The organism is Streptomyces sp. NPDC004031 (genome assembly GCF_053604375.1).
On record NZ_JBSGHL010000078.1, the window covers coordinates 14091 to 34210 of the forward strand.

The 20120-nt window shown below is 74.6% G+C and carries 17 protein-coding genes and 2 pseudogenes; 8 read left to right on the forward strand and 11 right to left on the reverse strand.

The window, feature by feature from the left end:
- Nucleotides 1–33: 33 nt before the first annotated feature.
- Nucleotides 34–1344, forward strand: a complete 1311-nt coding sequence (locus ACWERV_RS33290) for an outer membrane protein assembly factor BamB family protein (protein ID WP_452940279.1) — start codon at nt 34–36, stop codon at nt 1342–1344.
- Between the two features lie 92 nt (nt 1345–1436).
- Here ACWERV_RS33290 and katG read toward each other — a convergent pair whose 3' ends face one another.
- Nucleotides 1437–3662 carry a catalase/peroxidase HPI gene (gene katG, locus ACWERV_RS33295; protein WP_452940280.1) on the reverse strand — a complete coding sequence of 742 codons (2226 nt, stop codon included), beginning with the start codon at nt 3660–3662 and terminating at the stop codon, nt 1437–1439.
- 181 nt (nt 3663–3843) lie between these two features.
- Between katG and ACWERV_RS33300 the strand changes: the two genes are divergently transcribed.
- Entirely contained in the window at nt 3844–4287 is a 444-nt protein-coding gene (locus tag ACWERV_RS33300) for a Fur family transcriptional regulator (protein WP_452940281.1), read from the forward strand.
- Here ACWERV_RS33300 and ACWERV_RS33305 read toward each other — a convergent pair.
- The 3 genes and pseudogenes from ACWERV_RS33305 to ACWERV_RS33315 form a co-directional block, all read right to left on the reverse strand.
- Nucleotides 4271–4723, reverse strand: coding sequence for an SRPBCC family protein (locus tag ACWERV_RS33305; protein WP_452940282.1), 453 nt, complete (start codon nt 4721–4723; stop codon nt 4271–4273). The genes ACWERV_RS33300 and ACWERV_RS33305 overlap by 17 nt on opposite strands.
- Nucleotides 4724–4846: 123 nt before the next feature.
- Nucleotides 4847–5167 (reverse strand): annotated as a pseudogene (locus ACWERV_RS33310) (ArsR/SmtB family transcription factor); the annotation flags it as partial.
- Nucleotides 5168–5208: 41 nt separating this feature from the next.
- On the reverse strand, nt 5209–5700 hold the full coding sequence (locus ACWERV_RS33315) for an SRPBCC domain-containing protein (protein ID WP_452940284.1): 492 nt from the start codon (nt 5698–5700) through the stop codon (nt 5209–5211).
- A 279-nt stretch (nt 5701–5979) separates the two neighbouring features.
- Between ACWERV_RS33315 and ACWERV_RS33320 the strand changes: the two genes are divergently transcribed.
- Together ACWERV_RS33320 and ACWERV_RS33325 are read left to right on the forward strand one after the other, a co-directional pair.
- Nucleotides 5980–8571 carry an FtsX-like permease family protein gene (locus ACWERV_RS33320; protein WP_452940286.1) on the forward strand — a complete coding sequence of 864 codons (2592 nt, stop codon included), beginning with the start codon at nt 5980–5982 and terminating at the stop codon, nt 8569–8571.
- Nucleotides 8572–8968: 397 nt separating this feature from the next.
- On the forward strand, nt 8969–9520 hold the full coding sequence (locus tag ACWERV_RS33325) for an EF-hand domain-containing protein (RefSeq protein WP_398175608.1): 552 nt from the start codon (nt 8969–8971) through the stop codon (nt 9518–9520).
- A gap of 133 nt (nt 9521–9653) precedes the next feature.
- On the opposite strand, the gene ACWERV_RS33330 is transcribed toward ACWERV_RS33325, so the two are convergent.
- Entirely contained in the window at nt 9654–10139 is a 486-nt protein-coding gene (locus tag ACWERV_RS33330) for a carboxymuconolactone decarboxylase family protein (RefSeq protein ID WP_398175606.1), read from the reverse strand.
- 369 nt (nt 10140–10508) lie between these two features.
- Here ACWERV_RS33330 and ACWERV_RS33335 point away from each other — a divergent pair, with 369 nt between their 5' ends.
- On the forward strand, nt 10509–11399 hold the full coding sequence (locus ACWERV_RS33335; protein WP_452940300.1) for an RNA polymerase sigma-70 factor: 891 nt from the start codon (nt 10509–10511) through the stop codon (nt 11397–11399).
- A gap of 205 nt (nt 11400–11604) precedes the next feature.
- Here ACWERV_RS33335 and ACWERV_RS33340 read toward each other — a convergent pair whose 3' ends face one another.
- Together ACWERV_RS33340 and ACWERV_RS33345 are read right to left on the reverse strand one after the other, a co-directional pair.
- On the reverse strand, nt 11605–13428 hold the full coding sequence (locus ACWERV_RS33340) for an acyl-CoA dehydrogenase family protein (protein ID WP_452940288.1): 1824 nt from the start codon (nt 13426–13428) through the stop codon (nt 11605–11607).
- A 200-nt stretch (nt 13429–13628) separates the two neighbouring features.
- The gene (locus ACWERV_RS33345) at nt 13629–14153 is read right to left on the reverse strand and encodes a hypothetical protein (RefSeq protein WP_452940290.1); all 525 of its coding nucleotides are present in this window, start codon (nt 14151–14153) and stop codon (nt 13629–13631) included.
- 260 nt (nt 14154–14413) lie between these two features.
- On the opposite strand from ACWERV_RS33345, the gene ACWERV_RS33350 reads away from it, so the two are divergent.
- Both ACWERV_RS33350 and ACWERV_RS33355 read left to right on the forward strand, forming a co-directional pair.
- Complete coding sequence (locus ACWERV_RS33350; protein WP_452940292.1) at nt 14414–15475, forward strand: ATP-binding protein; 1062 nt, start codon at nt 14414–14416, stop codon at nt 15473–15475.
- Nucleotides 15476–15542: 67 nt separating this feature from the next.
- Nucleotides 15543–17360 (forward strand): vWA domain-containing protein, encoded by a 1818-nt coding sequence (locus tag ACWERV_RS33355; protein WP_452940294.1) that lies wholly within the window; start codon nt 15543–15545, stop codon nt 17358–17360.
- A 34-nt stretch (nt 17361–17394) separates the two neighbouring features.
- Here the strand turns inward: ACWERV_RS33355 and ACWERV_RS33360 are convergent, their stop codons facing one another.
- From ACWERV_RS33360 to ACWERV_RS33370, 3 genes are all read right to left on the reverse strand, one after another.
- The gene (locus ACWERV_RS33360; RefSeq protein ID WP_452940302.1) at nt 17395–18102 is read right to left on the reverse strand and encodes an HAD family hydrolase; all 708 of its coding nucleotides are present in this window, start codon (nt 18100–18102) and stop codon (nt 17395–17397) included.
- Nucleotides 18103–18152: 50 nt separating this feature from the next.
- Nucleotides 18153–18662 (reverse strand): cupin domain-containing protein, encoded by a 510-nt coding sequence (locus tag ACWERV_RS33365; RefSeq protein WP_452940296.1) that lies wholly within the window; start codon nt 18660–18662, stop codon nt 18153–18155.
- Between the two features lie 142 nt (nt 18663–18804).
- Entirely contained in the window at nt 18805–19173 is a 369-nt protein-coding gene (locus tag ACWERV_RS33370; RefSeq protein ID WP_398175594.1) for a DUF4267 domain-containing protein, read from the reverse strand.
- Nucleotides 19174–19260: 87 nt separating this feature from the next.
- Here ACWERV_RS33370 and ACWERV_RS33375 point away from each other — a divergent pair, with 87 nt between their 5' ends.
- Nucleotides 19261–19869 (forward strand): TetR/AcrR family transcriptional regulator, encoded by a 609-nt coding sequence (locus tag ACWERV_RS33375; RefSeq protein ID WP_452940298.1) that lies wholly within the window; start codon nt 19261–19263, stop codon nt 19867–19869.
- A gap of 57 nt (nt 19870–19926) precedes the next feature.
- Here ACWERV_RS33375 and ACWERV_RS33380 read toward each other — a convergent pair.
- Nucleotides 19927–20120, reverse strand: a pseudogene (locus ACWERV_RS33380) (hypothetical protein); the annotation flags it as partial.

Below are 20120 nucleotides of genomic sequence, written 5' to 3' on the forward strand. Positions count from 1 at the left end.
CTCAGCGAGGGCCGACACGGGTGGGGGACGGACATGGCACCGGCAAGGACCAGGCGGCGTACGGCGGTTGCCGGAGTCGTCGCGATCGCGGTCGCGGCGGGCGGGTGGCTGTGGATGCGGCAGGGCGAGGACCACCACGAGAGCGTCACCACGGCGGCGGGGGCCTACCCCGCCGCCTTCGGCAGCGCGCCGCCCGACGCACCGGGCAGGGCGATACGCCGCACGGCCGACTCCTACGGTGTGACGGGCGCGCTGTCGGTCGACGAGATCGCCGACCGGGATCTGCACCACGACGGCGTCGAGGCCCACGACCTGCGCACCGGCAGGTCCTACTGGCGCTACACCCGCACCGGCACCGACCTGGACCGCGTCGCGCTCTCCGGGACCGGCGACACGGTGGCCGTGTGGTGGGAGGACGGCCTGATCACCGGCCTCGACGTCCGCACCGGCACACCCCGTTGGCGGCAGAAGCTCACCTACGGCGACCTCCCCGGCGACAGCGGCGGCATCGCCGACCTGCGCATGAGCGGCGGCCTGGTGCTCGCCCAGCGCCGCGCCGACCTCACGGCCTACGACGCGGCGAGCGGCAGGAAGAAGTGGACGGCCGAACTGCCCGGGGGCTGCGGGCAGACGTACGGCATGGTGCGGCTCATGGCGAAGACCGTGGTGGCCGAGGGCATGTGCGGCAAGCCCCAGAAGAACCAGCTCTTCGGCTTCGACGAGCAGAGCGGCGCGCTGCGCTGGAAGCTCGCGGACAGGTTCAGGTCGCTGCGTCCGGCCGACGACCACACCCTGGTCAGCAGCATGTGGACGGACGAGGACACCGGCGCGACGGTGGACGTCTCCGGCGCGAAGCCCGCCGTCACCACCTTCTCCGCAGGGCCCGACTTCCCCGCGGTCGCCGCCGGTGGCGGCGTCCTGCTGTGTTCGGACAACAGCCCGCAGAACCGCCAACGCGAGGGCGCGCTCGCGGCGTTCGGCCTCACCGACCACCGGCAGCGGTGGACGGCCCAGGCCGCCAAGGGCCTGAGGTACGGCCGCCCGCTGCTCGTCGGCGACCGCGTCTACGTCGTGCAGCAGCCGACCCGGGTCGAGCTGGACGACGACCTGAAGCCGCGGTTCGACCGGTACGACGCCCGGCTCGTCGTCCTCGACGCCACCACCGGGCGGCAGTTGAGCAGCACCCCGGTGCCGCCGCCGACGCCGGACTCCTCCTGGAACCAGGTCGGATCGGACTCCGAACTGGCCCCGCAGCAGGCGACGAGCGGTGTCGTGACCGTCGCGTGGGAGGGAACGGGCCTCATCAGCACCGTGATCAACGACCTGAGCGTCATGGGCCGGTAGCGGCGCGGCGGCGGGAACGCGGCGGGGCCCCGCGGTTCGGCTGAACCGCGGGGCCCCGCACGGCGGTCGCGCCCCGGCGGGCGCTCCGGGCGTCAGACCAGGTCGAAGCGGTCCAGGTCCATGACCTTGGCCCACGCCTGGACGAAGTCCGTGACGAACTTCGTCTTCGCGTCGTCGCTCGCGTAGACCTCGGCGAGCGCGCGCAGCTCGGAGTTCGAGCCGAAGACCAGGTCGGCGCGGCTGCCCGTCCACTTGACGGCGCCGGCGGCGTCGCGGCCCTCGAAGGTGGTGGCGTCCGCGGAGGTGGCGTGCCACGTGGTGTCCAGGTCCAGCAGGTTGACGAAGAAGTCGTTCGTCAGCGTGCCGGGCCGGTCGGTGAACACACCGTGCTTCGTGCCGGCGTGGTTGGCGCCCAGCACGCGCAGGCCACCGACCAGGACGGTCATCTCGGGCGCGCTCAGCGTCAGCAGGTTGGCGCGGTCGACCAGCAGGTACTCGGCCGGCAGCCGCTGGCCCTTGCCCACGTAGTTGCGGAAGCCGTCGGAGAGCGGCTCCAGCGCGGCGAAGGACTCGACGTCGGTCAGCTCCTGCGTGGTGTCCACGCGGCCCGCCGTGAACGGCACCTCGACGCTCACCCCGGCGTCCGCGGCGGCCTTCTCGACGCCCGCGGCGCCGGCCAGCACGATCAGGTCGGCGAGCGAGACACGCTTGCCGCCGGTCTGCGCGGAGTTGAAAGCCTCCTGGACGCCTTCGAGGGTGCGCAGCACGAGCGCCAGCTCGTCGGGCTGGTTGACCTCCCAGCCGCGCTGCGGCTCCAGGCGGATGCGGGCGCCGTTGGCGCCGCCGCGCTTGTCGCTGCCGCGGAAGGAGGAGGCCGAGGCCCACGCGGTGGACACCAGCTGCGCGACGGTCAGGCCGGAGGCGAGCACCTGCTCCTTGAGCGCGGCGGCGTCGGCGGCGTCGATCTGCTCGCCCTCGGCGGCCGGCAGCGGGTCCTGCCAGATCAGCGTCTCGGACGGCACCTCGGCACCGAGGTAGCGCACGATCGGGCCCATGTCGCGGTGGGTGAGCTTGTACCAGGCGCGGGCGAACGCGTCGGCGAACTCCGCCGGGTTGTCCTTGAAGCGGCGCGAGATCTGCTCGTAGGCCGGGTCGAAGCGCAGCGAGAGGTCGGTGGTGAGCATCGTCGGGGCGACGCGCTTGGCCGGGTCGAACGCGTCCGGCACGGTGTCCGCGCCCGCGCCGTCCTTCGGCCGCCACTGGTTGGCGCCCGCGGGGCTCTGGAACAGCTCCCACTCGTAGCCGAAGAGGATCTCGAAGAAGCTGTTGTCCCAGGTGGTGGGGGTGTCCGTCCAGATGCCCTCAAGACCGCTGGTGATCGCGTCGGCGCCCTTGCCGGTGCCGTGCGTGTTCGCCCAGCCCAGGCCCATGGCCTCGATCGGGGCGCCCTCGGGGGCGGGGCCGACGTTGTCGGCCGGGCCGGCGCCGTGGGTCTTGCCGAAGGTGTGGCCGCCGGCGATGAGGGCGACGGTCTCCTCGTCGTTCATCGCCATCCGGCGGAAGGTCTCGCGGATGTCGCGGGCGGCGGCGACCGGGTCCGGGTTGCCGTTGGGGCCCTCGGGGTTGACGTAGATCAGGCCCATCTGGACGGCGCCGAGCGGCTCCTCCAGCTCGCGGTCGCCGGTGTAGCGCTCGTCACCGAGCCAGGTGGTCTCCGGGCCCCAGTAGACGTCCTCGTCGGCCTCCCACACGTCGGGGCGGCCGCCGGCGAAGCCGAAGGTCTCGAAGCCCATCTGCTCCAGGGCGACATTGCCGGTGAGGATCATCAGGTCGGCCCAGGAGATGTTCTGGCCGTACTTCTTCTTGACCGGCCACAGCAGGCGGCGGGCCTTGTCCAGGTTGCCGTTGTCCGGCCAGCTGTTGAGCGGGGCGAAGCGCTGCTGCCCGGCGCCAGCACCGCCGCGGCCGTCGCTGATGCGGTACGTGCCCGCGCTGTGCCAGGCCATCCGGATCATGAGCGGGCCGTAGTTGCCGAAGTCGGCCGGCCACCAGTCCTGCGAGGTCGTGAGCACCTCGGCGATGTCCTGCTTGACCGCCGCCAGGTCGAGGGAGAGGAAGGCCTCGCGGTAGTCGAACTCCTCGCCCAGCGGGTTGGCGACCGCGGGGTTCGTCGCGAGGATCTTGAGGTTGAGCCGCTCCGGCCACCAGCCGCGGTTGCCGCCGCCCTGCGTGGGGTGCGGTGCGCGCCCGTGCGCGACGGGGCAGCCGCCGCCCGCGGCCACCGGGGCCGCCTCGAGTGCGTCGTGCTTCTCAGTCATTGTGAGGGTCCTTCCCGACCTGAGACTTGGCCTGTCACCGGAACCGATCCTACGATGGACTCAGTCCAAGTCAAGAAATCACCTAGTCGTACACACCTCCCAGTCGTACACACCATCGATTTTCCGACGCACTTGGTAAACTCTTGGCTACCGGGAGCCTGACCCTGATTGGTGGACCCACATGAGCGACCTGCTGGAGCGGCTGCGCGGCCGTGGCTGGCGGATGACCTCGCAGCGGCGTGTGGTCGCGCAGGTCCTCGACGGCGACCACGTCCACCTCACCGCCGACGAGGTGCACGCGCGGGCCGCGCAACTGCTGCCGGAGATCTCCCGGGCGACCGTCTACAACACGCTGGGCGAGCTGGTCTCGCTCGGCGAGGTGATCGAGGTCGCCACGGACGGCCGTGCCAAGCGGTACGACCCGAACGCCCACCACCCGCACCAGCACCTGGTCTGCTCGCGCTGCGGCACCATCCGCGACGTCCACCCGGCGGGCAGCCCGCTGGCGGACCTGCCCCCGGCGGAACGGTTCGGCTTCACCGTCGAGACGGTGGAGGTCACCTACCGGGGGCTGTGCCCGTCGTGCGCGGCGCAGGCCACGACAGGGGTCAGTGCCAGTCGCTGATGCGCACGTCGCGGGGGTCGGGAGCGCCCTCGCCGGTCTCCACGAACTGCTTGAGGCTCATCAGGAACGTCGCCCACTTGGTGCTGCAGTGCGCCATGAACTCCACCGGCTCGCGCCAGCCCTCGTGGCTGAAGAGCACGATCGTGAAGCCGCCGTCCCCGGCCTCGCGGCGCAGCTCCCAGGTGACGGTGGTGCCGATCCACTCCTCGGGGCCGTCCACCACCTCCCAGGCCACCCGGCGGCCCGGGACGGCCTCGGTGACCTTCATGTCGAAGCCGCCGGCGCTGAAGCGGAAGGCGATGACGCCGCCGACGTCGGTGGAGCCGGTCGTCTTCTCCGCCCACCAGCCGGACAGGCCCTCCAGCGTGGTGAGGGCCGCGTAGACCTGGTCGGGGGTGGCGTCCTGGACGCCGATGCGGTGCAGGATGTCGGGCATGGCCGTGCCTTTCGTCGGTCAGGGCTGGTCGGTGTCGTCGGCCGCGTCGCGCGGACGGGCTGTGCCGGTGGGGCCGGTGGGGCCGGTCGGGTCGGTCGGGTCGGGTGGGGCCTGCTCCTGGGCGTCCTTGCGGCGCTGGACGGTCTCGGCGATGCGCTTGATGCGGCGCAGCCGGTTGTCCCAGGCGGCGCCGACGCCGGTGAGCTGGGCGACCGCGCGGGCGAGCTGGGCCTCGTCGACGCGGTAGTGCTTCTCGCGGCCCGCGGGGGTGCCGTGCACCAGGCCCACCCGGTCCAGGACGGCGAGGTGTTTGGCGACCGCCTGCCGGGTGACGGGCAGCCGCTCGCTCAGGCCCGTCGCCGTCCCGCTGCCCTCGCTCAGCAGCAGGTCGAGCATGCGGCGCCGGGTCGGGTCGCCGACCGCGGACCAGAGGTCGTCGTCGATGCCGCCGCCGGGCGCGGCGGCGGTGCCGGTCGCCGTCACGGCTACCGGCCCGCCTGGACCCTGGCGGCGTAGCCGACCAGCCGCGGCAGGAAGTAATTCCAGCCGGAGGAGTGGTCGCTGTACTGGTCGGCGATCGTCGCCTCGCTCCAGCCGCGCTCCCGGAAGCCGGTCTCGGTCATCCGCAGCAGCGTCGCCCCGTCCCCGGCGGCCTCCAGCTCGAAGACCACCAGATGGGAATTCCCCTGCCGGGGCGCCTCCCCCTCGGGGTGCGTCCAGCGGAAGGAGAACAGCCGCGGCGGCACCGCGTCGACCACGGTGAACTGCATCCAGTCGATCTCGCCGTCCTCCGCCTTCCGGAAGCCGATGCGCCCGGCCGCCCCGGGGATCCCCGGCAGGTCCACCTCGTCCGGCCACCACTCCCGCAGGTGCTCGGGACTGCTCACGACGTCGAAGACCACCTCCGGGGTCGCCTCGATCCGGATCTCCCGCTCGATGGACCCGTACTCGGTCCGCGTGTTCGTCTCCGTCTCCACGACGGCACCTCCCGCAACGTTCGGTTGCGTATGACGGTACCGGCCGCCCGCGCGATGCGCAACCGATGGTTGCCTATGCGTCGACGGGGCGACCTCGCCCGCGGGCCCGACCGCCGTGCGTGGCACGGGTGTTGGTGGGGCTGTCCCCACCACGAAGGTGCCGGGCGCCCGGAGTGTGCGGGGGCGGGCGTGACGGGATCGTTGAGGCAGGTCGGGGGACGCCGGCCGGCGGGCCCGGGGGACGGGTCCGGAGGCCACTGCCACGAGGACCGGTCCACGATGCTGACGCGACTCGCGCTGAGAACCCTGAAGGCCCGCAGAAGCGGATTCCTGGGCGCCTTCCTCGCCCTCTTCTGCGCCGCGGCGCTCATCACCGCGTGCGGCGGCCTGCTGGAGACGGGGCTCGTCGGCGGCATCACCACCGAGCGGTACGGCGCGGCGCCGGTCGTGGTCACCGCCGACCAGGACGTGCACCAGACGATCGTCAAGCACAAGAAGGGCAAGACGAAGGTCAAGCACAAGGCCAAGCCGCTGGCCGAGCGCGTGTGGCTCCCCGCCGACCTCGCCCCCCGCATCGCCGCCGTCCCGGGCGTCCGCGCGGTCGTCCCCGAACTGACCTTCCCCGCCGAGGCCTTCGCGCCCGCCGGATCCGGTACGGGCCCCGGCACGACCGGCTCGGGCGCCGCGTCGTACGGCCGGGCGAACGGGCACGCCTGGAGCTCCGCGGCGCTCACGCCCTTCGCGCTCGTCACCGGGCACGCGCCCGCCGCCGCGGACGAGGTCGTCGTCGACCGCGACCTCGCCCGGCGGGCCCACCTGGCCCCCGGCGACCGGCTCACCGTCCAGTCGACGGCCGCCCCGCGCACGTACCGCGTCAGCGGGGTGGCCGCCCCCACCACGCCGGGCGGCGGCGCGCACGCCGACCTCGCCGAGCAGACCAGCCTCTTCTTCAGCCAGGCCGAGGCCGAACGGCTGGCCGCCCACCCGGGGCAGGTCGCCGCTTTCGGCGTGCTGCCGCGGGCCGGGGGCGGCCCCGACCCGGACGCCCTGCGGAAGGCACTCGACGGCACCAAGGCCCGCGTCCACACCGGCGACGGACGCGGCGCGGCCGAATTCCCCGACGCGGCCCGCGCCCGCGTCCAGCTGATCAGCATGGGCGGGGCCATCGGCGGCACCGCGCTGCTGGTCGCGATCCTCGTCGTCGTCGGCACCTTCGCGCTGTCGCTGCGCCAGCGGCACCGCGAACTCGCCCTGCTGCGGGCCGTCGCCGCGACCTCCCGCCAGCTGCGGCAGCTCATCGGGCGCGAGGCGCTGGTCGTCGGCGCGACCGCGGGGGTACTCGGGGCGCTCGCCGGACTGCCCCTGGCCCACTGGCTGCTCGGCCGCTTCGTGTCCTTCGGCGCGATCCCGGACACCCTGCGGCCCTCGATCGGCTTCGCGCCGATGGCCGCGGGCGCCCTGGCCACCACGCTGGGCGCGTGGGCCGCCGCCCGGATCTCCGCGCGCCGCATCACCCGGCTGAGCCCCGCGCAGGCGCTCGCCGAATCGCTGCTGGAGCGCGGCGCGTCCGCCGGCCGCACCGTCGCGGGCCTGCTGCTGCTCGGCGGCGGCGCGGTGCTCGTCGCCGTCCTGCGCTCGCTGCACACCGAACCGGCCGCCACGCCGGTGACCTTCCTGACCGTGATCGTCCTCGCCATCGCCGTCTCCCTCCTCGGTCCGCTGCTGGTGCGCGGCGGTGCCGCGCTGCTGGCCGGACCGCTGCGCGCGGCCCGCTTCCCCGGTGTCCTGGCCCGGCGCAACCTGCGCGGCAACGCCACCCGCAACGCCGCCGCCGTCACCCCGCTCGCCCTGCTCGTGGCCATGACCTCGACCGTCCTCTTCACCCAGACGACGCTTCAGCACGCCGCCCACGACCAGGCCGCGGCCGGCACCCGCGGTGCCTGGGCGCTGACCTCCGACGGCCTCGGCGTGCCGGGCGCGGCCGCCGACGCCGTACGCCGCGCCCCCGGCGTCACATCCGTCACGGAGGTCGTCCGCACCACCGTCCGCATCGGCCTGGACAAATTCCCCGCGCAGGGCGTCACCGCCGGATCGCTCGGCCGCGACCTGGACCCGGACGTCGTGGACGGTTCGCTCGCGGGCTTCGGCGACACGAGCGTCGCGGTGAGCGAGACCGCCGCCCGCACCCGGCACGTGCACCCCGGCAGCACGCTGCGGGTGACCCTCGGCGACGGCACACCCGTCACCCTGACCGTCGCCGCCGTCTACGCCCGCGGGCTCGGCTTCGGCGATCTCACCATGACCCACACGCTGGTGGCCCGGCACGTGGACGACCCGCTCGCCGCGGCCGTCCTCGTCCGCACCACGCCGGGCACCGGCCGCGCGGCGCTCACCACCGCCGTCCGCGACTACCCCGGTATCCGCGTCCTGACCCCCGGACACGCCGCCGACGCGCTGGCCCCGACCGCGCGGCGCGGCAACGCCGAGGCGCAGTTCCTCGCCATGGGCCTGGTCCTGGTCTTCACCGCCATCGCCGCCGTCAACACCCTCGCCATGTCGACCGCCGAGCGCGTCCGGGAATTCGCCCGGCTGCTGCTCGCGGGCGCCACCCGGCGGCAGGTGCTCCGCATGCTCGCCTGCGAGGCCGGCTCCGTCGTCGCCCTCGCGGCGCTGTTCGGCACCGCGATCTCCCTCGCCGTCCTCACCGCCTTCAGCACCGGCATGACCGGCACCTCCTCCCCGACCCTCGCGCTTCTCCCCTACCTGGCCGTCCTGGCACTCGCCGCCCTGCTCGCCCTCCCCGCGACCGCCCTCCCCGGCCGCTTCGCCCTCCGTCCCCGCCCCGTCGACGTGATGGCCGCCGCCGACTAGCGCCTTCCGCAGCCCTCTTCCCTATCCAGCTGAACCGCGCTCCGGGAGCCGTCCCGTACGGCTCCCGGAGTTTCGCGCGCAATCGTCCCGTTCGCGGACTTCCCGCCGTTTGAAGAGAGTCTGCACCAAGGGTCTGACAACGCCCCCGTCCCGGCGCCGACCGGCCACGATCCGGGAGCCGGGGGCCGAACGGCGGGTGTGCGCTTGGCCATTTACCCGATCCCGCCCGAACTCACACCGTAATGCCGGGATTTCCCCCTTTGCGGGTAACCGTGTGCGCTTGCGGTGTGCGAGTCCCGGGCGCCGGGCACCTCTTCCCACGAGCCGGACAGCAGGTCCGGCCGCGGGATCCCCATCCCCACCACGGCAGCATCACGGCAAGAGAGGCAACGGAGCCATGCGCACAGAGGCCACCCGGAGGGTCGCGCTCGTCTTTTCGCTGCTCGACGCGAACGGCAACGGGGTGCTGGAGGCCGACGACTTCTCACTCATGAGCGACCGCGTCGTCGCCGCGGCGCCCCGCGCGGGCACAGCGGCCCAGGAGCGGATGCACGCCGCCTTCGCGCGCTACTGGACGACGCTCCTGAAGGAGCTGGACACCGACCGGGACGGGCGGATCGACTTCGAGGAGTACCAGTCGTGCGTCCTGTCCCCGGCGCGCTTCGCGCCGACCGTCGCCGAATTCGCCGAGGCGCTCGCCGAACTGGGCGACCCGGACGGCGACGGGCTCGTCGAGAGGCCCGCGTTCATGGCGCTGATGCTGGCCATCGGCTTCCGCCGCGCCAACATCGACACGCTCTTCGACGCCTTCTCACCCACCCCTGACGACCGCATCGGGGTACGGACATGGACCGAGGGGATCAAGGACTTCTACGCACCCGACAAGGCCGGCATCCCCGGCGACCACCTGGTCGCCGAGGCCGCCGACACGGCCGACACCGCGGCCTGAGCGGCATACCGGCTCGGCCGACCGGCCGGGCGGCCCTCCCCCTGGAGCCGCCCGGGTCGCCGGAGCCCCCGTCCCGGGCCCGTTCCGCCGCGGGCCCGTCCCGCCTTCGCGGCGCCCGGCCGGGTGCCCCCGCTCAGTCGAGCGCCGCGAAGGCCCCCGACCTGTAGGAGCCGCCCTGGTTCTGGACGATGACGCCCATCCTGTTCGCCGCGTTGATGAGCGAGACCAGGACGATCAGCGTGCCGGTCTGGTCCTCGTCGTAGTGCTCGCGCACCGCCGCCCACGTCGCGTCGGTGACGCCCGGCGCGCCGTCGGCGATCCGGGTGCCCTCCTCGGCGAAGGCCAGCGCGGCGCGTTCGGCCTCGGTGAAGACGCTGGTGTGCCGCCAGGTCGCGACGAGGCCGAGCCGCAGCGCGCTCTCCCCCGCGCCCGTGGCCTCCTTGATGTGCACGTCGGCGCAGTAGCCGCAGCCGTTGATCTGGCTCACGCGCAACTGCACCAGTTCCAGCAGCGCGCGCGGCAGCGTCGTCGACTCCAGGAGCGCCAGCGAGGTCGCGTAGAAGTGCTTGCCGACCTTCCCGGACGTCGGGGCGGCGAGCAGGTCGAAGCGGGGTGCCATGGGGTGTCCTCCCGTACGGTGGGCGCCGTCGCGGTGGTGCGCGGCGCGGATCGCCCACAGGACACCGGCCGTTCGCGCCCTGTGACGTCCCGGCCGCTGTGACGAGCGCCACGCTCCGCGCACGTCACAGCGCCGCCCCGGCCGGTGTCACGTGGGCGGCGCCGTCCGCGAACGGGCAGGCGGGGAAGGGCAGGAGCGGACATGAGCGAGCACACCACCGACGGCACGGCGGCGCCGGGCCGGGCGGCGGCCCAAGCGGCGGCCGCCACCCCGGACGGCCCCGACCTCGGCCCCGGTCGCGGTCCCGGTCGCGACCGCGGTCCCGGCGTACGTTCCGGCCTCCGTTCCGGCGACCGGGAAGGGGGCGGGATGGACGCGGCGACCGAGGCCTTCGTCGCACACCGCAACCTGCTCTTCACCGTCGCCTACGAGCTGCTCGGCTCGGCCGCCGACGCCGAGGACGTCCTCCAGGAGACGTGGCTGCGCTGGATCGCCGTCGATCTCGCCGAGGTCCGCGAGCCGCGCGCCTACCTGGTGCGGGCCACCACCCGCCAGGCGCTCGTCCGGCTGCGCACGCTGAGCCGCCGCCGCGAGACCTACGTCGGCCCCTGGCTCCCCGAACCCCTGCTGACCACGCGGGACGTCGCCGAGGACGTCGAGCTGGCGGACAGCGTCTCGACGGCGATGCTGCTCGTGCTGGAGACGCTCACACCGACCGAACGCGCGGTCTTCGTGCTGCGCGAGGTCTTCGCGGTCGACTACGCCGAGATCGCCGCGGCCGTCGACAAGTCCCTGGCGGCGGTGCGGCAGATCGCGCACCGCGCCCGTACGCACGTCGCCGCCCGCCGCCCGCGGGCCGCGCGCGGCGCGGTGCCCGCCGCCGAGAGCCGCCGCGCGCTCGCCGCCTTCCGGCTGGCCGTGGAGACCGGCGACCTGCGCGAGTTGCTGGGCATGCTCGCGCCCGACGTCGTCCTCGTCGGTGACGGCGGCGGCGTGCGCACCGCGGCGACCGCCGCGGTCAGCGGCGCGGACGCGGTCGGCGCCACGCTGTCCGTGGGCCTGCCCGAGCTGGGCCGCCGGGCCACGCTGGAATGGCTCCAGGTCAACGGCTCCCCCGCGCTGCTGGTCCGGATCGACGGCGAGGTCGACGACGTCGTGACCGTCCGCGTCGACGACGGCCTGATCAGCGCGCTCTATGTGGTGCGCAACCCGGAGAAACTCTCCCGCCTCGCACGCGAGACGCGAGTCACCCGTGCCTGACCGCACCCGGCCCCGCACCCACCCGGCACCACAGCCGCTCTCGGCGGCACCCGCCGGTAGCGGCCCCAGGGCGTCCACCCTCCCTGCCACCCCGGCCACTCCGCCCTACGGCGGCTCCCGTTCCCGCCGCGCCCGGCGGATCCCAGCGCCGCCCGCCCCCCAGCCACCCCGCCGATGCCCCGGCCGACCCCCGGCCGTCCACGTCCTACAGCGGCTCCCGGAGCAGGGGGAGTCGCTGCAAGTGCTCCTCCGGGACCTCGAACGCCGCCGTCAGCAGCGGCAGGTAGGGGGCGAGGCGGCCGGTCAGGTCGTCGCGGGCGCCGCTCCAGGCGCCGGCCTGGCGCGGGGTGAGGGCGCCGTCGGCGAGCAGCGGGCCGGTCGAGGCGCGCAGGTGGTCGAGCAGGAAGAGCGCGGCCAGCCCGTCCAGCAGCGCGGCCGCCCGCGGGTCGGCGCACCGCTCGCCCGCCGCGGCCAGCGCCTCGCCCGCGGCCCGTACCGCGTGCGCGCGCACCAGCTCGACCGCCGCGCCCGAGGCGTGGTTCCAGCGTTCCAGCGGGCTGCCCGCGGGGGCGTCCCGCATGCGTTCGCGCGCCCGTAGTTGCCAGTGGCGTTCGGCGGCTGCGGCGCGGCCCAGCAGGAAGCGCGGGTCGGTGAGCGACTCGGTGCCGGTCGGCGGGGGCGGGGCGGCCGGCAGCGACTGCCCGAAGACCATCTCGCTGCCCGCCTTGCACCACACCGGCAGGTTGTCGCCCTCGGCGGTGACGGCCCCCTCGGCGTTGGCGTAGTAGTCGGGCAGCGCGTTCGCCGGGAAGAGTCCGCGGGCGCCGACGCGCTCGCGGCATTCGGCGATGACGTCCCGGGCCTGCCAGGTGATCCAGCCCTTGGCGATGCCCACCAGCCGCTCCGCCGCCGCGCGTTCGTGCGGGGAGTGGCCGATCCAGCGGCGTACGACCCGGCGGTGCCACAGCGTCATGGCGTACGCGGTGGCGGTGGCGCGCAGCAGCGGGGCGGCGTGGCTGCGCAGCGCGTTGACCGGGACGCGGCTGCCGGGGACGGCACCGGACACCACGCGCAGCTCGCCGTACCGCACGGCGACGGCCAGCGCGGCGCGCGCCCCGCCCGCGGTGGCGGCGCTCATGCACAGCTTGCCGACGGTGACCCGGCGGATCGCGTGCAGCACCCGGCGCCGGACGCTGCCGACCTCGGCGTCGAGCGTGCCGTCGGGCCGCAGTCTGCCGTGCCGGCCCTGGAGCAGCGCGCCGGGTGGCAGCCGGACGTGCTCGAAGGCGGTGGCGCAGTGATCGACGGGGTCGCCGGCCCGGCGCGGCAGTTCCTCGATCCGCACGCCGGGCAGCGGGGCGCCGTCCTCGCCGGTGAGGGGGGCGAGGAGCAGGAAGACCCCGTGGTCCGTGCCGCGGGCGAGCAGGCGCGCGGCGACGACGGCGGTCTTGGGACCGCCCGCGGGCCCGGTGTTGGGCATGAACTTGGCCGCGCCCGGGTGCGGGGTGTGCAGGACGAAGCCGCCGTCGGCCGGATCCCATGTCGCGGTGGTCTCCAGCGCCCCGACGTCGTTGCCGTGCGCGCGCTCGGTGCACAGGAACACGCCCGTGCGCCGCAGTGACGTGAACTCGCGCACGTCGTGAGCCGGTTCCGTGGCGGTGTCGTCGAGGACGCTGCCGAGGAAGAGGTTGAAGTGGATGCCCGCCACCGTCGCCGTGGCGCCGTCCACCTGGCCCGTCCACTCGTGCAGCGCCGCGAGCCCGCGCACGTCGCAGGCGAGGGCCGCCGGGTCGGGCACCTCGTCGTGCAGCGCGCGCAGCCGCGCGTACGCCTGCGCCCACCGCTCCCGGTCGGGCAGGTGCGGTGCGTGGCGGAAGACGTCCGTGGACACGGCCTTGCGCCACAGGCCGTGCCATTCCCCCGGGCCGTCCTCGTACAGCACGGCCGCGAGCGCCGCCGGCCGCGTACCGGACTCCTGGGCGGGGATCCGGGCCGATGCGGAGGTCGGCGGCGGGTTCTCGATCATCATGCCCTGGCAACGACGCCGCCAACCTGCGGCTACGCCACGAGCCGTTACGCGGAGGTGCGCGGCCCGCGCAGGCGTACGCGGGGCGCACTCGGCCGATCGCGCCCCCGCCGGAGCGCACGGGGCCGGACCCGTCCGCGTGCACCGCCGCCCGCGCCCGCCCGCGCCCCGTCACCGCCCGCGCCCGCCCGCGGCCCCCGTCGTCAGTCCTCGTACGCGGGGAAGTCGGCGGGGTCGGGACGGCGGGCGTCGTCGAAGCCGTCGGCGAGCAGTTCGGCGGAGGTGACGACGGTGTCCGCGCGGTCGCCCAGAACGTGCCCGGCCAGCGTGTCGAGCATCTCCCGGTGGGCCGCGCGGGAGACCTTCGCGGCCTCCTCGATCCGGTCGCTCGCCGCGCGGACGCGCGCGCCCGCCGGGCCCGCCTCCTCCAGCTTCTTCACGAGCAGACCCGCCTCCTGGTAGCCCGACCAGGGCGTCCGGATCGCGAGGTAGGAGCGCGCGGTGCTGCCGAAGAGCATCAGCAGGACCCGCGCGTCGAAGTCCGTCGCCCGGCTGCCCACGAGCGTCGCGCCGAAGCGCCGTTCCAGGGCCGCTTCCAGCTCCGCGCAGTAGGCGGCCAGCGCCTCGTTGTAGGCCTCGCCTCCGCGGTGGTAGTCGCCGAAGCCGCTGCCGGGGCCCGCCAGGACGTGCAGCCGGCAGTCGACGAGGGCGGATCGGTCGTAGTGCACAGGGGGCTCCCGGGCGGGCTCGGCGGGCGGAGTTGGGCGCACAGACCGGGCCCCGCGCATCAGGCCCCGCGCATCAGGCCCCGCGCACGCGGTCCGCATCGTAGGCAGCCGCCGCGCCCGCCGTCGCCCGGTTAATCCGGATGCGGTCGCAGCGCCGCGCGGTGGACGATGAGGCGCGGTCCGCCCGGGACATCCGGGAAGTCCGGGACATCCGGGACGTCCGACCGCCCATCACACCCTTTCCCTGGAGGAGTTGTCGCGTGCAGTCCGCCGTCGCCGTGAGTCCGGCGCAGGTGCCCGAGCTGCTGCTCGGGCTCGCGACCGTGCGGCCCGTGTTCCTGTGGGGGGCGCCCGGTATCGGGAAGTCCTCCCTGGTGCGGGAGTTCGCGGAGTCGCTGGGCCTGGAGTGCGTGAGCCTGCTCGGGACACAGCTCGCACCCGAGGACCTCATCGGCGTGCCGCAGATCCGCGACGGGCGTTCCGTCTTCTGCCCGCCCGAGATGATCGCGCGCGACGAGCCGTACTGCCTCTTCCTGGACGAGCTGAACGCGGCCACGCCCGATGTGCAGAAGGCCTTCTACTCGCTGATCCTCGACCGCCGCATCGGCGGCTACGAGCTGCCCGCGGGGAGCATCGTCATCGGGGCAGGCAACCGGACGTCCGACAACGCGCTGGCGCGTCCGCTGGCGTCCGCGCTGGTCAACCGGCTCGCGCACGTCCATCTGGAGGCATCGGCGACGGACTGGCTGCGCTGGGCGGCGGGCGCCGGGATCCACCCGTGGGTCACGGACTACCTCACCGACCGGCCGCACCACCTGTGGTCCAAGGCACCGAAGACCGAGGAGCCCTTCTCCACCCCGCGTTCGTGGCACATGCTCTCCGACGCGCTGCACTCCTTCGGCCCGACCCTGGACGAGGCGACCCTCACGGTGCTCGCCCACGGCATGCTCACGCCCGCGCACGCGGCCGCCTTCCGCGGCTACGTCAAGATCGTGCGCAGCGAGTTCGGGATCGAGGCCATCATCAAGGGCCAGGCCCGCTGGCCGGGCCGGCTCCAGGACCGGGATCTGCTGTACTACCTCGCCGAGTCCTTCCGCGGCCGCCTGGTCAAGGAGCTGCCCGCGAGCAAGGAGCAGGCCTCGCCGTCGGTGCGGCAGAACGCGTACCGTGCGCAGGCGCTGCTGGTGCAGCTCGCCGAGATCTCCGTCGAGGTCGCCCAGACGGTGATCGCCGACGACGAGGACGGCAACCCGGTGCTGCCCGGCTGGTTCCTGGTGGAGGCGGCCCGGGACATGCCCCGGCTGGTCGAGGCCCGCCGGTGAGCGCGGCGACGCGCCTGCGCGTACGGGAGCGGGAGCGGGAGCGGGAGCGGGAGCGGGGGGACGGTACGTGAGCCGGGGGCGGCGGCGCGGGGCGCGCAGCACGCGGGGCGAGTCGCTCGTACCCGATCCGCGGGCCGAACTCGCCTACCGCCAGGGCCGCTCGCTCGTCGGCGAGGACCCGGCGCTCGGCTCGCTCGACGTCCGGTTCTGCCGCACCGGGTGCCGTGTGGTGCCCGAGGACGGCTGGGCGGTGGCCGATTCGGACGGCTGCGTGCACGTCCACCCGCGGCGGCTCGCCGAGCCGCGCGAATGGGCCTGGGCGCTGGCGCACTGCCTGCTGCACCTCGGCTTCGGCCACGTGCCCGCCGCGCGCGGCCCCCGCACACAGCCGGACGCGTACGAACTGGCCGCGCGCTGCCTGGTGGTGAGCCGCTTCCAGCACACCCTCCCGGTCGGCGTCCCGCCCGCCGAACTGGACCTCCCCGACTCCTTCCCGGACGGCGACGAGGAGCAGCTCGCCGAGCGCTTCCGCCGCGACGGCATCCCGGAGCGGTTCGCGCACTGCGGCGTCGGCGGTTCCGGCGCCGACCAGCGGCTCGACCCGTGGCCGTACGGGCGCGACCCGCGCGACTGGCGCACGGACTTCGCGCGCGCCCTGACCCGTACCGTCTCCGACGCGATGCGCGAGGCGGGCGGCAACGCGCCCGACGGGAGCCGCAAGGGGCCGTGGACGGCGGCGCTCGACTGGTTCGTGGCCTCCTACCCGCTGCTCGGCGGCATCGCCGCGGGCATGACCGTCGTCGCGGACGCGGAGCTGGCGCGCGCCCACCACATCGCGATCGCCGCGGTGAACGCCGCCGCCGGGGAGATCTACGTCAACCCGCTGCGCGCCTACACGGAGGAGGAGTGGCGCTTCGTCCTGGCCCACGAGATGCTGCACGCCGCGCTGCGGCACGGCGACCGCTGCGGCGCGCGCGACCCGTACCTCTTCAACGTGGCCTGCGACTACGTCATCAACGCGTGGCTGCTGGAGATGGGCGTCGGCGCGATGCCGTCCGGGCTGCTGTACGACCCGGTGCTCGCGGGCCTGTCCGCGGAGGAGGTCTACGACCGCGTCACCACCGAGGCCCGGCGTAGACGCCGCCTGGCGACGCTGCGCGGCAAGGGGTTCGGTGACGTCCTCGGCGAGCCGCTGCCGCGCACCGGGGCGCCCGCCGACCATGTCGACCTCGACGCCTTCTACCGGCGCGGCCTGCTCCAGGGCTTCGACCTGCACGACCGCACCCGCGGCACGCTCCCGGCCGGTCTCGTCGAGGAGATCCGCGCGCTGGCCCACCCGCCGCTGCCGTGGGACGTGCGGCTGGCCCGCTGGTTCGACGAGTACGTGCCGCGGCCCGAACCGCTGCGCAGCTTCGCCCGCCCGGCGCGGCGCCAGGCCTCGACCCCCGACATCCCCCGCGCGGGCCGCGCTTACCCGCCCGAGGAGCTGGAGCGCTGCACCTTCGGTGTGGTGCTCGACACCTCGGGCTCGATGAGCCCGCGGCTGCTCGGCAAGGCGCTGGGCGCCATCGCCTCCTACGCCGCCGCGCGCGACGTGCCCGCCGCCCGCGTGGTCTTCTGCGACGCGGCCCCCTACGACGCGGGCTACCTCCCGCCCGCCGACATCGCCGGGCGCGTCCGGGTCCGGGGCCGCGGTGGCACCGTGCTCCAGCCGGGCGTCGAACTCCTGCTCAGGGCCGACGACTTCCCGCCGACCGCGCCCGTTCTCGTCATCACCGACGGCGCGTGCGACCCGCTGCGCATCCCGCGCCCGCACGCCTTCCTCGTCCCCCGTGGCGCGCGCCTGCCCTTCGCCCCGCGCGGCCCGGTCTTCCCCGTGCACTGACCGCGCCGGTCGGCCCGGTGGTCGGGCGACGCGGTCAGCCGGTCGCGGACTCCGGGTCCAGGAGGGCGAGCAGCGGGGTCAGGCCGGACGGGCGGCGGTCGGCCGGGAGGTGGTCAACGAAGTGCACGGGGCAGCCCAGCCGCGCCGCCCCGCCGTCCGCCTCGCGGCTGTCGCCGACCATCAGCACCTCGGCGGGCGGCAGTCCGAGCCGGGCGCAGGCGGCGGTGAAGATCTCCGGATCGGGCTTCTGGACGCCGAGTTCGTACGACAGCACATAGGTGTCGACCAGTTCGTCGAGCCCGTGCGCGCGGAAGACGGGCCGCAGATCCCAGCCGATGTTGCTCACGACGGCCACCGGGATCCCGCGCCGCCGCAGTTCGCGCAGGGTCGGGGCGGTGTCGGGGTAGGGGCGCCAGGCGGCGGGGCTCATATGCCGGTCGTACAGCGCCTGTTCCACGCCGGGGACGGGGATCTCGGCGGCGCGGGCGAGCGCGGTGTACGCGGCGCGGTGCTGCTCGGCGCTGAGGTCACGCTCGTCCCAGAGCTTCGCGGCCTCCTCCGGCATGCGCTGCGGCGGTGTCCCGCCGGGCACGGCCCCGTACACGTCGAGCCGCGCGGCCCACCGCGCGAACTCGTCCTCCGCCGGGCGCATATCGCTCTCCGCCAGGACGGCGGCGAGCCACTCCTCGGCGGACTCGATCCGCAGCAGCGTGCCGGAGAAGTCGAACATCACACCGTTGATCACATGCCGATCGTACGGTGCCGCGCCCTCCGGCCGTCGGCCGTGCGTCCTCAACGCCGCTCCCCCGCACGGCGGGTGTCCTCCCACGCCGCGCTCTGCAGGAAGTAGGTGTCGTAGATCTCCTGGACCTCCAGCAGGCTCTCCGCAGTGGCCTGGCCGAGCGCGATGCGCTGCAAGTGGCGGAAGTACTCGAAGCGTTCGACGCCGGGCGTGATGACGATGAGCAGGTCGGCGTCGCTGCCGGGTGCGGCGGCGAAGGCGTGCGGGCGGCCGGGCGGGACGACGACGAGGTCGCCGGTCTCCGCCGTCACCGCCTCGTCCCCGGACAGGAACTGCGCGGCGCCGTCCAGGACGTAGAACATCTCGGCGGAGCGGTCGTGCCGGTGCGGCCGCGCCCCGTCTGCGCCGTCGAGGAGCGTCACGCGCTGGGTGGACAGCGCGCCGCCGGTCGCGCTGCTGTCGGCGAGCAGCCGCACGGTGGTGGGCGCCCGGCCGACCACCTCGGCGTCGGTGGAGCGGACGATCACGGACTCGTCGAAGGCGGGCACGATCAGCGACATGGCGAACTCCTGAGTGGGGTGGGGTGGATGGGGCTGTCGGGGTGCGGAGGGGCGGTGCTGCCGGGCGGTGTCCCGTAAGGACGGACGTGGCGCGGGCCCGGATGGTTGATCTTCGGGAGCGTACGGGCGACGGCCGCCGCGCTCAGACGGCGAAGAGCAGCGCGGCGCTCGCGAGGACGACGACGGCGGTCGCGCAGTGGATCCCGAAGGCGGCGGCCTTCGTCCCGCCGTTGCGCAGCACTATGAGCGTGTCGCCGAGCGGCACGAGCGCGACCGTCAGCATGAACCACGCCTCGGCGTGCGCCCCGGCGAAAACCAGCAGCGCCAGGCCCATGACGCCGGACACCGCGTCGCGCAGCCCCTTGACCGTGAGGTAGGCCGCGCCGCCCGCGGGCTGGGCGGGAACCCCGTAGTCCGCGGCGGCGGGGAACGGCTGGAAGAGGAAGCGGACCCCGATGAAGAGCACGAGGACGTCGAGGACGGCGGCGAGGGTGTACGCGGTGGCGGTCATGCCGGGACTCCTTGCTAGCAGCGCTAGGGACGAGAGCGAAGCTAACATAGCGCCAGCACAATTGCTAGCGGTGCTAGAATCGAGGTCATGAGCATCCAGACGCGCCGGGAGCGCGAACGAGCCGACCGCGAGCGGCTGATCGTCACGACCGCGCGCGAACTCGCCGAGGCGGAGGGCTGGGACGCCGTCACCACCCGGCGGCTGGCCGCCGAGATCGAGTACAGCCAGCCCGTCCTCTACAGCCACTTCAAGGGCAAGGGCGCGATCATGGCCGCCGTCGCCGAACAGGGCTTCGCCGAACTGGCCGCCACCTTGCGCGCGGCCCGCACCGGCCCGGGGACGGCGGACTCCCCCACGGGCGCCCCCGCAGGAGCCGGCGCCCTCGCCGCCGTGGCCTCGGCCTACACCGACTTCGCGCAACAGCGGCCCGCCCTCTACGACGCGATGTTCACCCACGCCGTGGACCTGCCCTTCGCCACCCCGGAGGCCCCCGCGCCCCTGCGGGACGCCTTCGGCGAGCTGGTCCGGGCCGTCGCCCCCGTCACCGGCGGCGACGACCCCGTGGTGCTCACGGAGACCTTCTGGGCCGCCCTGCACGGCCTGGTCACCCTCACCCGCAGCGGCCGCCTCCCCACGGCGGCGCACGCCGAACGGCTGTCGCTGCTGATCGCCCGCTTCGCGGCCTCGCCGGGCTGAGCGGACGCGCCGGGCCGAGCGGGCACGCCGGACGCGCCGGACCCGCCGGACGCGCCGTCAGGCGGCGGATTCGGCAGGCCCGGCGGACGTCGCGGCCCCGAGCAGCCCGTGCAGCGCGGTGATGACCTCGCGGCCGACCGGCGTGGTGAAGTCCCGGACGAGGTCCGCGGCGAAACCGGCGACCGACATGACGCGCCCGCCCGCCGCCTCGACCTGCCGGAAGGCGGCCTGCTCGGTGCGGTCGGACAGCC

Bases quoted from the DNA above. Each gene is read 5' to 3' on its own strand.
- ACWERV_RS33290 (WP_452940279.1), top strand. From the start codon at position 34: ATGGCACCGGCAAGGACCAGGCGGCGTACGGCGGTTGCCGGAGTCGTC.
- katG (WP_452940280.1), bottom strand. From the start codon at position 3,662: ATGACTGAGAAGCACGACGCACTCGAGGCGGCCCCGGTGGCCGCGGGC.
- ACWERV_RS33300 (WP_452940281.1), top strand. From the start codon at position 3,844: ATGAGCGACCTGCTGGAGCGGCTGCGCGGCCGTGGCTGGCGGATGACC.
- ACWERV_RS33305 (WP_452940282.1), bottom strand. From the start codon at position 4,723: ATGCCCGACATCCTGCACCGCATCGGCGTCCAGGACGCCACCCCCGAC.
- ACWERV_RS33320 (WP_452940286.1), top strand. From the start codon at position 5,980: ATGCTGACGCGACTCGCGCTGAGAACCCTGAAGGCCCGCAGAAGCGGA.
- ACWERV_RS33325 (WP_398175608.1), top strand. From the start codon at position 8,969: ATGCGCACAGAGGCCACCCGGAGGGTCGCGCTCGTCTTTTCGCTGCTC.
- ACWERV_RS33330 (WP_398175606.1), bottom strand. From the start codon at position 10,139: ATGGCACCCCGCTTCGACCTGCTCGCCGCCCCGACGTCCGGGAAGGTC.
- ACWERV_RS33335 (WP_452940300.1), top strand. From the start codon at position 10,509: ATGGACGCGGCGACCGAGGCCTTCGTCGCACACCGCAACCTGCTCTTC.
- ACWERV_RS33340 (WP_452940288.1), bottom strand. From the start codon at position 13,428: ATGATGATCGAGAACCCGCCGCCGACCTCCGCATCGGCCCGGATCCCC.
- ACWERV_RS33365 (WP_452940296.1), bottom strand. From the start codon at position 18,662: ATGTCGCTGATCGTGCCCGCCTTCGACGAGTCCGTGATCGTCCGCTCC.
- ACWERV_RS33370 (WP_398175594.1), bottom strand. From the start codon at position 19,173: ATGACCGCCACCGCGTACACCCTCGCCGCCGTCCTCGACGTCCTCGTG.
- ACWERV_RS33375 (WP_452940298.1), top strand. From the start codon at position 19,261: ATGAGCATCCAGACGCGCCGGGAGCGCGAACGAGCCGACCGCGAGCGG.